At 68.6% G+C, this 14,351-nt stretch carries 13 protein-coding genes; 8 read left to right on the forward strand and 5 right to left on the reverse strand.

All coding sequences use genetic code 11. The features are described from left to right. Nucleotides 1–291: 291 nt before the first annotated feature. Entirely contained in the window at nucleotides 292–819 is a 528-nt protein-coding gene (locus tag ACESK5_RS16270) for a hypothetical protein (protein WP_372912632.1), read from the reverse strand. Beyond that, nucleotides 816–1,721 (reverse strand): RsmB/NOP family class I SAM-dependent RNA methyltransferase, encoded by a 906-nt coding sequence (locus ACESK5_RS16275; RefSeq protein WP_372912633.1) that lies wholly within the window; start codon nucleotides 1,719–1,721, stop codon nucleotides 816–818. Before ACESK5_RS16275 ends, ACESK5_RS16270 begins: the two co-directional genes overlap by 4 nt. Nucleotides 1,722–2,283: 562 nt before the next feature. Between ACESK5_RS16275 and ACESK5_RS16280 the strand changes: the two genes are divergently transcribed. The 3 genes from ACESK5_RS16280 (at nucleotide 2,284) to ACESK5_RS16290 (ending at nucleotide 5,890) form a co-directional block, all read left to right on the forward strand. Continuing rightward, nucleotides 2,284–3,135 carry a polymer-forming cytoskeletal protein gene (locus tag ACESK5_RS16280; protein ID WP_372912634.1) on the forward strand — a complete coding sequence of 284 codons (852 nt, stop codon included), beginning with the start codon at nucleotides 2,284–2,286 and terminating at the stop codon, nucleotides 3,133–3,135. Nucleotides 3,136–3,264: 129 nt separating this feature from the next. Beyond that, nucleotides 3,265–4,755, forward strand: coding sequence for an ATP-binding protein (locus tag ACESK5_RS16285; RefSeq protein ID WP_372912635.1), 1,491 nt, complete (start codon nucleotides 3,265–3,267; stop codon nucleotides 4,753–4,755). Between the two features lie 55 nt (nucleotides 4,756–4,810). Continuing rightward, a complete protein-coding gene (locus ACESK5_RS16290; protein ID WP_372912636.1) occupies nucleotides 4,811–5,890 on the forward strand; it encodes a DUF4349 domain-containing protein in 1,080 nt (359 codons plus the stop codon). Nucleotides 5,891–6,025: 135 nt separating this feature from the next. Here ACESK5_RS16290 and ACESK5_RS16295 read toward each other — a convergent pair whose 3' ends face one another. Continuing rightward, nucleotides 6,026–6,745: a hypothetical protein gene (locus tag ACESK5_RS16295; RefSeq protein WP_372912637.1), complete on the reverse strand. Its 720-nt coding sequence runs from the start codon at nucleotides 6,743–6,745 to the stop codon at nucleotides 6,026–6,028. A 222-nt stretch (nucleotides 6,746–6,967) separates the two neighbouring features. Between ACESK5_RS16295 and ACESK5_RS16300 the strand changes: the two genes are divergently transcribed. After that, nucleotides 6,968–8,143, forward strand: coding sequence for a redox-regulated ATPase YchF (locus ACESK5_RS16300; protein WP_372912638.1), 1,176 nt, complete (start codon nucleotides 6,968–6,970; stop codon nucleotides 8,141–8,143). Nucleotides 8,144–8,152: 9 nt separating this feature from the next. Here the strand turns inward: ACESK5_RS16300 and ACESK5_RS16305 are convergent, their stop codons facing one another. Together ACESK5_RS16305 and ACESK5_RS16310 are read right to left on the reverse strand one after the other, a co-directional pair. Next, complete coding sequence (locus ACESK5_RS16305; RefSeq protein ID WP_372912639.1) at nucleotides 8,153–9,253, reverse strand: putative sulfate/molybdate transporter; 1,101 nt, start codon at nucleotides 9,251–9,253, stop codon at nucleotides 8,153–8,155. A gap of 141 nt (nucleotides 9,254–9,394) precedes the next feature. Next, nucleotides 9,395–10,516 (reverse strand): pyridoxal phosphate-dependent aminotransferase, encoded by a 1,122-nt coding sequence (locus tag ACESK5_RS16310; RefSeq protein ID WP_372912640.1) that lies wholly within the window; start codon nucleotides 10,514–10,516, stop codon nucleotides 9,395–9,397. A gap of 327 nt (nucleotides 10,517–10,843) precedes the next feature. On the opposite strand from ACESK5_RS16310, the gene ACESK5_RS16315 reads away from it, so the two are divergent. The 4 genes from ACESK5_RS16315 (at nucleotide 10,844) to ACESK5_RS16330 (ending at nucleotide 14,168) form a co-directional block, all read left to right on the forward strand. Then, on the forward strand, nucleotides 10,844–11,905 hold the full coding sequence (locus tag ACESK5_RS16315) for an ABC transporter substrate-binding protein (RefSeq protein WP_372912641.1): 1,062 nt from the start codon (nucleotides 10,844–10,846) through the stop codon (nucleotides 11,903–11,905). A gap of 1 nt (nucleotide 11,906) precedes the next feature. Beyond that, nucleotides 11,907–12,746: an ABC transporter permease gene (locus ACESK5_RS16320; protein ID WP_372912642.1), complete on the forward strand. Its 840-nt coding sequence runs from the start codon at nucleotides 11,907–11,909 to the stop codon at nucleotides 12,744–12,746. After that, the gene (locus tag ACESK5_RS16325; protein WP_372912643.1) at nucleotides 12,734–13,552 is read left to right on the forward strand and encodes an ABC transporter ATP-binding protein; all 819 of its coding nucleotides are present in this window, start codon (nucleotides 12,734–12,736) and stop codon (nucleotides 13,550–13,552) included. The genes ACESK5_RS16320 and ACESK5_RS16325 overlap by 13 nt, the downstream gene beginning before the upstream one ends. Nucleotides 13,553–13,721: 169 nt before the next feature. Continuing rightward, on the forward strand, nucleotides 13,722–14,168 hold the full coding sequence (locus ACESK5_RS16330) for a pyridoxamine 5'-phosphate oxidase family protein (protein ID WP_372912644.1): 447 nt from the start codon (nucleotides 13,722–13,724) through the stop codon (nucleotides 14,166–14,168). Nucleotides 14,169–14,351 lie beyond the last annotated feature (183 nt).

Below are 14,351 nucleotides of genomic sequence, written 5' to 3' on the forward strand. Positions count from 1 at the left end.
GAGTACCACATACTTCGTCAAGAGATTTCTCAAACGTGGAAATATCTCGGTTGTCGAACGAAAAAACGACGTAAGAAACGGTTCTCAGTTCGAACAGAATAGAATCGAGACACGAGACTACGTATTCATCGAGTGGACGTTGAATATACATGCTGAGTGATAAATGTCCGGGAGTTCGTCCGAGACGGAGTACTTGCTGGCAGAGAATGTCGATACTAAACGAACAACGTGTTTGTAAACGTGTGTAATAATTCCGTCCGCGCGGTCATACCCGGGACGCCGAGCGGTCGACTAGTCGCCGGGGAGATTCTCCTGTGTCCCCTTCGGGACGACCGACCTGAGTTCCCCGTAGAGGTACAGTCCCACGCCGAGGGGGGCGCGTTCGCCGGCGACGTCCCGGGTGGCGACGAGGTAGCCCCAGTCGCCGTCCCAGTCGAGTTCCTGGTCCTCGCCGGCCGCGAACCGTTTCGCCTCCGCGTCCGAGAGGTGGACGACGTTCTTCGACGCGCGGTGGCCGAACCGCTGGACGGCGACGGTCGTCGGTTTCCAGTGCTCCTGCCGCGTCCGCAGGAACGTCATGCCGAGGCCCTCCACCGTCGTCGGCGACAGCGACTCGCCCGCGAACGCCCAGACCTTCCCGGCCCCCTTCTCCCAGAACGAGACGTCCTCGAACGTCTCCGGGGGGACGCCGAACCGGTCGTCCCACCAGTCGAGCACCTCCTCGCGGGAGGCCCGCCCGGGGACGACCCGGTCGGCGGCCGTCTCGGGGAGGCGGTCGAACTGCTGGCCGTCGTTCCCCTCGCTCTCGTTCTCGCTCATCCGGTCACCTCCAGTTTCGCACAGAAGAAGCCGCCCGTGTCGTTCTGGTGGGGGTAGACGCGGTGGGCCCTCTCGACCGACGGGTGGAACGTCTCACCCTCCCACTCGGTGACGCCCGGCGACGTCTCCAGGTCGACGTCGAACGAGACGAGTCGGCACGCCTCCTCGCCGAGGACGTGGTCGAGGACGGCCTCGTTCTCCTCCGGCGCGAACGTACAGGTAGAGTAGACGACGGTGCCGCCCTCGCGGGTGGCCTGCACCGCACGCTTGAGGATGCCCTTCTGGATGCCGGCGACCTGTCGGACGTGCTCCAGCGTCCAGTCCTCGAGAGCGGTCGGGTTCTTGCGACACGTCCCCTCGCAGGAGCAGGGCGCGTCGACGATGGCTCGGTCGAACTCGTCGAACGCCAGCGGCTTCGTCGAGAAGTTCCGCGCGTCCTGGTTCGTGACGACGAGGTTCGTCACGCCCAGTCGCTCGGCGTTGTGCCGGAGCGCCGAGAGGCGACCGAGGTTGTTGTCGTTGCCGACGAGTGTCCCCCGGTCCTCCATGAGCGCGGCGAGTTGCGTCGTCTTCGATCCCGGGGCGGCACAGGCGTCCCACACCCGCTCGCCGGGGCCGGGGTCGAGCACCGTCGCCGGTAACGCGGAGACGACCTCCTGCCCGTGGATCCAGCCGAGGAAGTACGGCCAGGTTCGCCCGGCCTTCCCCTCGAGGACGAGGAGGTCGGCGTTCCAGTCGGTCGGTTCGTAGGCGACACCCGCCTCCTCGAACGCGGCACGGACCCGCTCGCGGTCGGCCTTGATCGTGTTGACCCGGACCGCGTAGGGGAGCGGCCGCTCGCAGGCGGCGCGGAACGCCTCGGGGTCGTCGACGAGCGGTTCGTATCGGTCGAGCGGGTTCACGTCGGACACCTCCCTCGCGGCGTCGCGACGTCCCGCCGAGCACCCGTTGTCATACGCCGGCTTCGACGGGTGCGCGTTTGTGGGTTTCGGAGTGGTGAGGCGGTCGGACCGTCGTTCGCTTCGCGTGGCCGGGGTGGAGACGCGCGTTCGACGTCGCGGAGGTGGCTGGCGCGTGGTCACAGACGTGAACGACACGGCGACGGCACGACACACGGACGCGACGGGACCACAGTCCTCCCCAGCCGATTCGTTCGTTCGCTCCGCGCGCTCACTCGTCCCTCGCGCGTGAGATAAACGGCTCCGACAGCGACCGTCACGCGCCAACCGCAGCCGTCTCACTCGACGGCCGGTGTCGCGCATCCGGTGCGTGTTCGCGGGTGGGGGTCGCGGTATCTCACCGCCCCTCGTGCCGCACGGACGACCCGGCGACACTCCCTGTCGGTGGCTCACCCGTTACCCTGAGTCGCCGTCCGGAACCCGCGTTCGCCCGCCAGCGACGCTCCGTCTGACGCGCGTCGCACGAGAGTATATGTTGAGCGAGGTACCATGAACGTCTGTGCCCGTGTCACTCGGAACAGACCCGCTCGACGCCTTAGAGATTCCCGACGGGACCACCGTCGAGGAACACGACCTCGTCACCGACCGTGACGTGCTCGTCGGCGGGCAGAGTTCCGTGGAGTTCGGGGTCCGCGGTCGGAACGTGATGGCGGGCGAGCGCGTCCGCTTCGGCGGCGACATCGAGGCCGACGGCGACTGCCGACTCGACGTCTGGTGTCAGGTCGCCGGCAACGTCCTCGTCGGCGAGGACGCGTACCTCGGCGAGCGCGTCCATATCGAGGGCCGCCTGATGGTCTCGGGCGACCTGGACATCGGCGACGACGTCGACATCGACGAGGGGTTCGAGGCGAGCGGCTGGATCGTCATCCGGAACCCCATGCCGACGCTCGTCTTCTACTTCATCGTCCTCTCACAACTCCTCAGAATCGGCGAGAAGGACGCCGCCGACGAGATGGCGCAGGCGCTCTCCTCGGACGGGGGGCAGACGCCGCTCGTCATCCCCCGCGGGGCCGACGTCTCCGACGACGCCTGGCGCGTCTCGACGCCCGCTCACGTCGGGTCGGACTGCCGCCTCCACGGCAACATCCGCGCCGCGAGCATCGAGATGGGGTCGGGCAACAACGTGTTCGGCAGCCTCCGCGCGAAGGGCGACATCACCGTCGGCTCCGAGACGAGAATCCACGGCGACGTCACGACCCGCGGCGGTCACGTGACCATCGAGGAGGGCGCACGCGTCCTCGGCGACGTCTCGTGCGGTGACCTCGAGCTCCACGAACGAGCGACGGTGGACGGCACCGTCCGCGCCCGCGGCGAGATGCACATCCGCCGCGACGACACGTCCCGCGACGCGGAGTGACCCGTCCGTTGGTGTCCACTCGGTCGGTCCGACCGCACGAGCGGCCGTTCGGACCCTCGCGGAGCGGCCGCCGGGATAGAGAGCACGTGTCAGACAACATTTTTAATCTATCTGGTCTCTCTTGTGTGTATGAACGAACGGGGGGAGAGACGGGTCCGTGTTCTCTGCGTCGGGGTGGACACCGACGTCGGTGACGACTTCGACGTTCGACACGTCGAGACGGCCGCGGCGGCGCGCACGGCCGTCGAGCGCGACGCCTCCACCTCCTGGTTCCCGAACTGTGTCGTGAGCGGCACGCTGACGGGGGCGGGTGGTGGTGTAGAGAGCGACGTCGACGGACTCGGCCTGCTCCGGTGGGTCGACGAGTGCACCCACCGGGTCGCGACGGTGCTGGCACCCGGCGCGGCGGGGAGTGAGCGACTCGCGAGCCGAGCCGTCGCCGCCGGCGTCACCGGCTACTATCCGGCGGGCGACTCTCTCGCGGAGACCGTCCGGACGGCGCTCGAACGCGTCCGTCGGGACGGCGAGGGAGACCAGGGCGTGGACCGCCGGTACCGGACGCTCGCGGAGAACCTGCCGAACGGCGCCGTCGCGCTGTACGACCGTGACCTCCGGTATCTCGTCGTCGAGGGGACGGCGTTCGACGCCCTCCCGGTCGACCGGGTCCACCTCGAAGGTGAGCGGTTCGGAGACGCACACTCCCCGGCGTACGTCGAGCGGTACGGGTCGCTGTACCGGGCCGCACTCGACGGTGAGCGGTCGGAGTTCGAGTTCACGTACGCGGGCAGGACCTACCGGGGACACACGGTTCCCGTCCGCGACCGGACCGGTGCCGTCGTCGCCGGGATGGCGCTCACCCAGGACGTCACCGACGCGCGCGAGCAGCGAGCGCGCCTCGAACGACAGAACGAGCGACTCGACCGCTTCGCCAGCATCGTGAGTCACGACCTGCGGACGCCGCTCAACGTCGTCGACGGGTCGCTCGTGTTGCTCCGTGAGGCGGTGGCCGACGGCGATCAGACCGCCGTCGACGAGAACCTCGACCGCATTTCACGGGCGTGTCGGCGGATGAACCACATCGTCGAGAACGTTCTCACACTGGCCCGACAGCCGGACCGAATCGACGACACCGGCGACATCCCGCTCGCGGAGACGGTCAGGAGCGTGTGGAGCCATCTCGACACGGAGGGTACGGTCCTCGTCGTCGACGTCGACGGGCGGGAGACGACTACCGTCCGCGCGGACGGACACGCGCTCCGGCGACTGCTTGAGAACCTGTTCGCGAACGCCGTCACGCACGGGTCGGCGGACGGAGACACCGTGACCGTCCGCGTCGAGTGGATAGACGAGGACGACGCCTGCGGACCCGGGTTCGCCGTCTCCGACGACGGCCCGGGTCTCTCTCGCGAGGCGCGTGAGCACGCGTTCGACTGGGGGTACACGACCGAGGGCAGCGGGGTCGGGTTCGGCCTCGGCATCGTCCAGCGAATCGCGGAGGCACACGGGTGGACCGTCTCCGTCACGCAGAGCACGGCCGGGGGAGCCCGGTTCGAGGTACGCGGCGTCGACTGCGCCACCCGGCCCCCCGACGTCGCCGCCGAACCGGAGCGGTGTGAGTGAAACCCGTCTTTGTCTCTAGCCAAGGGTTTTTTGACTCCCTGTCGTGCTCACGGACATGAACCGACGCCGGACACACGCGGTCCTGACGGTCTTCGTGGCGCTCATGGCCGTTCTCGCCGGCTGTAACGGAGCGGCACAGAGCGGCGGGAGCGGCGGTGGCGGCGACAGCGCCGCCAGGAGTGACGCGGAGTACGACGCAGAAGCGACGGCGATGCCGGAGTCGACTCCGATGGCCGCGGAGTCGAGTGGGTCAGACGGCGCCTCGTCGATGCAGTCCATCGACTCGCGTGCCCTCATCAGAACCGGACACGTGACGCTCGAGGTCACCGACTTCGAGCGGACGGAGGAGAACCTCACCCGACTGGTCGAGTCGCGCGACGGCTTCGTCTCCGAGACCCGACAGCAGCAGCGCCGCGTCGGCGAACAGACCTACCTGATGGGAACCGTCGTCCTCCGGGTGCCGAACGAACACTTCGGTGAGACGTTCAGCGACGTCCAGGCGGAGGGAGAGGTCGTCGAGTCGTCGACGTCGACGGAGGACGTCACCGAACAGCTAGTCGACATCGAGGCGCGACTGAAGAACCTCCGCGCCCAGCGCGACCGACTGCGGACGCTGTACGAGCAGGCGAACGACACCGAGGCCATCCTCCAGGTGGAGCGACGGCTCTCGGAGGTCCAGACCGAAATCGAACGCCTGGAGGCGCGGAAGCAGGCGCTCGAACGGCGGGTGGCGTACTCGACCATCACCGTCGACATCCGAGAGGAGCGGCCGGACCGACTCGGAGTCGACGAGAAGTGGTACGACATCGGCTTCGTGGGTGCCTTCCTCGAATCGGTGAACGGCGTCGTCGTCGCCGTGCGCGCCGGCGTCGTCCTCGTCGGCTACGTCCTCCCGTACCTCATCGTCCTCGCGACGCCCGTCGGCCTCCTCGGCGGCGTCCTCGCGTGGCGGCGTGGCTGGTGGCCGTTCCGTCGGGAAGCGCAGGTGGTCGAGGACGCGCCGCAGGCGGTCGAACCGGCCGAGACGGCGGGGCCTGAGGAGGAACGCGAGACGGATACGGAGACCGATAGCGATTCCGAGACGGAGCCGTCGCCGACCGACGGCGACGACGAACAGGACCGGACGGACGAGTGATGGGAGCTTCGGTGGTGCAGACCGTCGGCCGGTGACGTGCTCCGGACGCACTGCCCGGGCGCGACGGTCAGACGGGTCGGTGTCGGTCCCGAGACGGGCCAATATCGGTCCCGGACCGACCTGGCGAGCGTCGCGCTACACGATGCTGAACGGCACGCCAAGGGCGTACTCCGTCTCGTAGTTCGTCTCTGCCTCCCGCTCCGACGTGACGCCCCAGTAGACGAAGCGGTAGTCGCCGGCCGCGAGCGGTTCGCAGACGTAGTACGTCGGCCCCGTGTCGACTGCGTCCGTCAGTCCGTCCTGGCTGAGCGGCAGTTCCCAGTGGAACCCGTCACCTGGGGGGTGGCTGACGGCTTCGTCGGTGTGGAACGCGTCCGGGTCCGTGGCGAGGACCGAGTACCACGCCCCGTCGCTGCGGTGCTGGACGTCGTACTTCTTCCGGGTCCCCGTCGTCTGTGACGCCGCTGTCACGTTCACCAACCGGACGGTGAGGGTCTCACCCCGCTCGAGCGTGTCCGCCGTGAGTCGCAGTTCGAAGCCGGCGAGCGGTCCCGGCCCTTCGACGACCCACGAGGGGCGAATCGGCTCGTACCCGTCCGGGCAGGCCGGTGCGGGTGAGGCGCGGGCGTCCTCGAACGGGGTCGAGGTGTGCGTCGCCCGCTCGGTGGCACTCGGGGACGGGGTCGATGTACCTGTCGAACCGCGGGACGCCGTGGACGTGGGTCCGTCGTCTCGGCCCGGGTCCGCGGTGGTACACCCGCCGAGCAGGAGACCCCCTCCGGTGCCGGCCGTCGCTAGCACCTCCCGACGGGTGACGCGGTGCTCGGATTCCTGGTGGGTTCGTCGTGGGGACACGGTCGACAGGTGTGAACAGTCCACTAAGTGTCTTCTCCCGCCCCGACTGGCCTCGTCGACCACGGTGACAGGTCCGGCGGCCGTCCCCGCTGGGGCATCCCGGGTGGCCGCCACCGTGGGCCCGCCGAGGGACTCGTCGCTCGGGGGGCCGGACGGGAACGGACCGGGTGGGCGTCGCCAGCGACCGAAAGGCACTCTTCCGGCACGCGCGAGGGAGAGGATATGCTCTCTCTCGCGCTCGCGGGCAAGCCCAACGCGGGCAAGTCCACGTTCTACACGGCGGCCACGATGGCCGACGTCGACGTCGCCAACTACCCCTTCACGACCATCGACGCGAACCGGGGCATCTCGTACGCCCGAGCGCGCTGCCCCTGCCTCGACCGCGAGGAGCGCTGTGGGAACTGCGAGAACGGGAAGCGCTACGTCGCGGTCGAACTGGTCGACGTCGCTGGACTCGTCCCCGGGGCACACGAGGGACGGGGGCTGGGCAACCAGTTCCTCGACGAACTCACGAACGCCGACGCCATCCTCAACGTCGTCGACGCCTCCGGCGGGACGAACGAGGAGGGCGAACCCGTCGAGGTAGGGACGTACGACCCGCTCGACGAGGTGGACTTCGTCAGAGAGGAGATGGACCAGTGGCTCGCCGGCATCATCGCCCGCAACTGGGAGTCCGTCGAACGCAAGTCCCGGTCGCCCGACTTCGACATCGACGAGGCGCTCGCGGACCTCCTGACGGGGTTCGGCGCCTCCGAGTACGACGTCGCCGCCGCACTCCGGACGCTCGACTACCCGGCCGACCCCATCCAGTGGACCGACCGGGAGCGGGAGGCGCTCGCGCGCGAGATACGAGTCCGGACCAAACCGCTCGTCCTCGTGGCGAACAAGGCCGACATCGCCCCGCCGGAGAACCTCCAGCGTATCGCCGAGACGGACGTCCTGTCGGTCCCGGCGACGGCGGACGGCGAACTCGCGCTCCGAAAGGGGGCCGAGGCGGGCGTCGTCGACTACGACCCCGGCGACGAGGAGTTCACCATCGTCGGCGACCTGACCGACGGCCAGCGGAAGGGGTTAGAGCAGATACGGGAGGTCATGGCCGAGTACGGCGGGACGGGCGTCCAGCAGGCCATCGACACCGCCGTCTACGACCTGCTCGACCACGTCACCGTCTACCCGGTACAGAACGAGTCGAAGTGGACGGACGGACAGGGGGAGGTGCTCCCGGACGCCTTCCTGGTCCCCCGGGGGTCGACGCCGAAGGACCTGGCGTACGCCGTCCACTCCGACATCGGCGACGGCTACCTCCACGCCGTCGACGCGCGCTCGAACCGCCGTATCAGCGAGTCGTACGAACTCGAAGAGGGCGACGTCGTCAAGATCGTCAGTACGGCGAAGTAGCGGGGGCACTCACCGACGGCGCCACCACGCCAGCGAGTGGTGAGCGACGATACCGCCGACGAACGCGACGCCGAGGTTCGTCAGGAGGCCACAGAGGCCGATGGCGACCACCAGCGGGGACGCGATCGTCTCGGTCAGACTCGTCCGTCCCAGCTGCAGCGCGACGAGGACGAGGATGGCACCCAGCACGGCGACCGGGTAGGCGGCGACGAGTTCGACCGCGAAGACGGCTACTACGAGGTAGCCGACCCCGAGGAAGAGGTTCGCCCCGGCCGTCCGGGCCCCGAACGCGTACTTGCCGGCGACGCCGCCGCTCCCGTGGCACATCGGCAGCGCGCCGAACGGGATGGCGACGAGGTTCATCACCCCCATGCTCGTCGTGAGTTCGTCGGGCGAGACCTCTCGGTCGAAGTAGTCCCCGATGAGCACGGCCGTCGCCAGGGCGGCGTTGCCGAGCGTCATCGCGAGCTGGGCGACTGTCGCCTCGAGCGCCGGGACGGTGAGGTCGTCCGCGCCGAACAGGAGTGGACCGTCCGTCCGCGGCAGCGTCGGCGTCGGAAGCCCGACCGACGCCGCCGCGACCACGCCCCCGACGAGGAGGACGGCGAACGCGCTCAGTCGCCAGTGCCCGCGGGCGACCAGCACCGCAGCGACGACGCCAGCGACCCCCGCCAGCGCGGGACTCGTCAGGCCCAGGTCGACCCCCGTCCGTAACAGGACGAGCGCGACGCCGAACTGGACGCCGCGGACGACGGGCGCGCCGACGTACCGTTCGAAGCGGGTGAGCGACCCCGTCGTCCCGATGACGAGGAGCGCCACGCCGAGCAACAGGCCGGCGACGAGGAGTTCACCGGCCGTGAGCGCCCCGGCGATGACCAGTGCGGCGACAGCCTTCATCGGTTCGACGGAGACCGGCACGCCGTAGTAGAGCCCCCAGAGGATCTGGAAGACGCCGAACCACACCAGCATCACCGACAGCGAGAGGTCGGTGAGGACGGTGACCGCCACCACGACCGGCAGGACCGTAACCGAATCTCCTATCGCGCCCGTGGCCTCGTTCCAGGAGATGTCGACGTCAGTCGAATTCCGAAACGAGACGTTGAGACCCATTTGGAGGGGTATTCGTCCCGAAGAACAAAACTCTCACGAGGAACTGTCCACGCTTTCCCCGGTCGACGAGAGAAATCGGTTACAGTTACTCGGCGCGTGACTGGCTGACGACTGTCCGGGTCGGGCGGGCGCCCTCGTCGACTACTGCACGGCGTCGTACGCCGCCGCCATCCGGTCGAGCGCCTCCTCCAGTTCTTCGACGTTCGTGGCGTACGAGATACGGGTGTAGCCCGTCCCGTGTGAACCGAACGCCTCCCCCGGGACGACGATGACGCCACGCTCGATGCAGGCGTCGACGAAGCCCTCGGGCACCTTCGGCATCGCGTAGAACGCGCCCGTCGGGGTGGGACACTCGATGCCGATGTCGTCCAGTCCGTCGAGGAGGAGGTCACGCCGTTCGCGGAAGGAGTCGGTCATCTCGTCGACGAGTTCCTGCGGGCCGGTGAGTGCGGCCTCTGCGGCGTACTGCGCTGGCGCCGACGCGCAGGCCTGGACGTACTGGTGCACGCGGACCATCCGCTCGACGCGCTCGCTCGAGGCGTGGACCCAGCCGACGCGCCACCCGGTCATCGAGAACAGCTTCGAGGCGGAGTTGACGACGACGACGTTGTCCGACTCGGCGAACTCGACGGGCGAGTAGTGCTCGCCGTCGAAGACGGTGTACTCGTACACCTCGTCCGAGATGCAGAGGACGTCGTGTTCGTCGGCGATGCGGGCGAACTCGCGGATGTCCGCCTCGCTCGACACCGCCCCCGTCGGATTGCCCGGCGAGTTGACGACGAACGCGGCGGTGTCGTCGGTGATTGCCGCTTCGACGCGGGCCGGGTCGATGGTCAAGTCCTCCCGGAGCGGGACCGGGACGGGTTCGCCGTCGGCGAGTTTCGTCAGCGCGTCGTACGAGACGAAGCCGGGGTCGGGGATGACCACCTCCTCGCCGCTGTCGACGTGGGCTTCGAGGGCGATGTGGAGCGCCTCCGACCCGCCGGCCGTGACGACGATGTCGTCGGGCGAGCGCTCGATGCCCTGGTCGCGAGCGTGTTTCTCGGCGATGGCCTCGCGGAGCGACCGCATCCCCTTGTTCTCGGTGTACGCGTCCGCTTCACCGGCCATGATGGCGTCGGCGGCCGCCCGCCGTGCGTGTTCGGGTGCCGCGAAGTCCGGTTGCCCGAGGCCGAGGTTGATGGCGTCCTCGCTCGCGGCCTCGAACACTTCGCGGATGCCGCTGATAGAGATTCGTTCCACCCGGTCTGAGAAGTCTGCCATACTCCCACCGGTGCGGGAGAGCGGATAGTTCTTTGTGATGGCGGGTCGCGGCCGGTCGGCGGACGGGGAGTCGTGCACGTGCGGCGCCCCACTCCGGTAGTCGTCCCCGTCGGACCGCCGCGTCCGAGCTCGCGAACTGGGGTGGGTACGAGAACTTCTTGCCGAGACCTACGACACCTGTCCACAGCGCGATTCTCCGGCAAAGACGGCTGGCATCGCCGCCGAGAGGCGATGCGGCCGAGCGACGTATGTATCCCTTCGAAACGGCTGCACACGACTCTTACCGCCTGCGAGCGGGGCATAAAGGACGCTCCCGTACGACGTTCCATGCCAGAACACACGCGCAGTGACGGACTCGCGGTCTCGAGACGACGGTTCCTCGGCGCGGCCGGTGCGACGGGCACGGCCGCGCTCGCTGGCTGTGCCGGGGCCGTCACTGGGGGTGGAGGCGGTGGCCTCTCCGACATCAGAGTCGCGTACATGCCCATCTACCCCGACATGCAGTACTTCGTCATGCGGGAGGAGGGGTACTTCGACGAACTCCCCGTCTCTGTCTCGGGCAAACTGTTCTCGGACGGCCCCTCTATCGTCCAGGCCTCGGCGAAGGGCGACTTCGACGTGATGATGTTCGGCATCGTCCCGGCGATGATTGTCATGGACAAGGGCATCCCCTCGAAGATTACGGCCGCGAACATCCGGGACGCGATGCAGATACTCGCGACCGACGAGTTTGCCGGGCTGTGGGAGGAACACGGGACGGACGCCTTCTCGGTGTTCGAAGCGGAGAAGGGCCGGAAGTTCACGTTCGGCACCTTCCCGCCCGGGTCGGTCCCGGACATCCTCCTGCGATACTGGATCGAGGAGGAACTCGGTCTGGATTCCGACGAGGACGTCGAGATTACCGCCCTCGGTGGGGCCGGGCCAGTCCGCCAGGCGCTCCTCTCGGAGAAGGTCGACGGCACGTCGATCATGGAGCCAGTCCCCACGGTCGTCGAGGCGAACGACGCCCCGTTCCAGTCCATCGCGTGGGCCGGTGACTTCATGCCCGGCCAGCCCGCGGCCGTGACGCTGATGCACGACCGCCTCCGCGAGGAGAACCCCGAGGTCGCCACGGAATTCGTCCGGCAACACCAGCGCGCGACCGAGTTCGCGCGCTCGAACCCCGACCGGGCCGCACAGCACGCCTCGAGCGTCATCGGCGAGGAGGCCCTGCCCGTCGAGACGGCACGGAAGGCCATGGACTCGCGGGCGTCGGCGTTCATCACGAACCCCCACGAGATCGAGTCGGGCGCCGAGATATTCTCGCGCTACGCCGCCCGTCTCGGCAAGACGGAGTCGGCGCTGAGCATCGACCGGATGTTCGACTACGGCGTCTACGACGGGCTCTGAGATGGCAGTCGAAACCGCGAGCGAGACGGACACGACGCCCCTCGGAGACAGCGTCGACGCCCGACGGTTCGTCCTCGGTACGGTCGGGACCGTCGGCTTCCTCCTCGCCTGGCAGGCCGCGGCGCTCGCAATCGGCCGGGCGTACCTCCTGCCGACCCCGCTCGCGGTGACCGGGGCGTTCCTGACGGAACTGACGGCCGCCGAGACGCTCGCCGTCGGGTTCGGCGTCGAGATACCCGCGACGCGGATGGTCGCGAAACTCGTCCAGAGCCTCTTCCACTACCTGCCGGGGCTCGTCGTGGGGTCGACGCTGGGTATCTCGCTCGGCATCGCGATGGGGTGGAACGAGACGCTCGACGACGCGCTGACGCCCGTCACCCGCGTCCTCAGACCCATCCCGCCGCTGGCGTGGATCGCCTTCGCCATCGTCTGGATCGGCATCAACCACAGTGGCGCGGCGTTCATCGTCGGCATCGGGGCGTTCTGGATCAACTTCTACAACGCCTACTCGGGCGTCGAGGGCGTCCCACAGCACCTGAAGGAGGTGGCCGGTTCGCTCGGTGTCGACTCTGACCTGGGGATGATTCGAAAGGTCGTCGTCCCGGCGGCATCCCCCTCCATCATGACCGGCATCCGGACGAGCATCGGCCAGTGCTGGATGATCGTCGTCGCCGCCGAACTGTTCGGGGCCCCCGGCGTGGGCTTCCAGATAATCAACGCGGCGCAGAACCTCCAGATGGACGTCTCCGTCGCGTACATGCTCGTCATCAGCGTCGTCTTCCTGGCGAGCGACGGGTTGTTCAGGACGGTCGAACGGAGGGTTCTCGAGTGGCGGGCCTGAACGGGCAGCCGACGACCGACACGGGCGCCGACAGTGAGGCGACGTCGACCGACGAACGGGCGCGCGAGAAAGTGGTCGTCGACGGCCTGGGGAAGCGGTACGACTCCGACCGCCAGACCGTCCAGGCGCTCGCGGACGTGAACTTCTCGGTCGGCACCGGCGAGTTCGTCTGCATCGTCGGTCCCTCCGGGTGTGGGAAGACGACCCTGTTCCGACTCATCGCGGGACTGGAGACGCCGACGGCGGGTGAGGTCCGTCTCGACGGCGACCCGGTCACCGGCCCCGGCACGGACAGGGGGATGGTGTTCCAGGAGTACGGCCTGTTCCCGTGGCGGACGGTGCGAGGGAACGTCGCCTTCGGCCTCGAAGAACAGGGGGTCGACGGCGACGAACGGGAGCGACGCGTCGCGGAGATGGTCGACCTCGTCGGTCTCTCGGGCTTCGCCGACGCCTACCCGAAGGAGCTCTCGGGCGGCATGAAACAGCGCGTCGGCATCGCCCGTGCCCTGGCGGTGGACCCCGAACTCCTCCTGATGGACGAGCCGTTCGGGAGCGTCGACGCCCAGACGCGCGACATGCTCCACGCGGAACTGCTCGACGTGTGGGCCGAGACGGAGAAGACGGTGCTGTTCGTCACCCACGACGTCGAGGAGGCGGTGACTCTCGCGGACCGCGTCGTCGTGATGGCGGCGGACCCGGGTCGAGTCCGCGACGTCGTCCCCGTCGGCCTCTCCCGCCCCCGGAGCCGAACGGACGCCGCGTTCGCCGACCACGTCGAACACATCCGCGGCCTCATCGGGGACTGACTTCGTCCCGTCCTGCCCAGTCTCGTTTCGTCCCGTCCCGTCCCGTCCCGCCTCAGAATCTCCCGTCACCGCTCAGCCGCCGTGAGTCGGTCGCTCGGTTCCGGCATCGCTCCCAGCAGCTGATAATGACAGGTGTGGTACAAGAGGGGTGGCGGTGTATCGGGGGTACATGAGCGCCAGTGCCACCAGCATGGACGCGGACGAGATCGCCGAGTTCCTCGACACGCAGGAGACGGGCGTGCTCTCGCTGGCGAAGGCGGACGACGGTTACGGCGTCCCCGTCTGCTTCGCCTTCGACGACGGGGCCGAGACGGGTCCGGAGTTCTACTTCCGACTCGGCTTCGCGCCGGGCAGTACGAAACGCCAGTACGTCGACGCCAGCGAGGACGTCTCCTTCGTCGTCCACGACGACACCGCCGAGGGCTGGAAGAGCGTCGTCGCCCGGGGACGCCTCGAGAACGTCTCCTCGCGTACCCTCGACGCCATCGTCGCCGAGGCGGTCCAGGGCCTCGACATCCCGTACTTCGCGGTTCACGACAGCCCCGTCGAGAACCTCCACTTCACGCTGGTCCGCCTCGACGCCACGGACCTGACGGGGGTGGTCGAGGGACGCTGATCCGTGCGAGCGTCCGGCGCGTCTCGCGACGGTAACGTCCCGGGCCACGGTTCGTCTGCCACGCAGGAGGTGACGAGAACGTCCCGTGGGACGGTACGCCGCGACGGGAGCGGGCTAGTCCTCGTAGGTGTCTCGGAGTTCGGCGACGTGGTCGCCGAGGCGCGAGAGCGCGGCGTCGGGGTC

Source organism: Salinigranum sp. (genome assembly GCF_041641895.1).
GTDB lineage: Archaea > Halobacteriota > Halobacteria > Halobacteriales > Haloferacaceae > Salinigranum.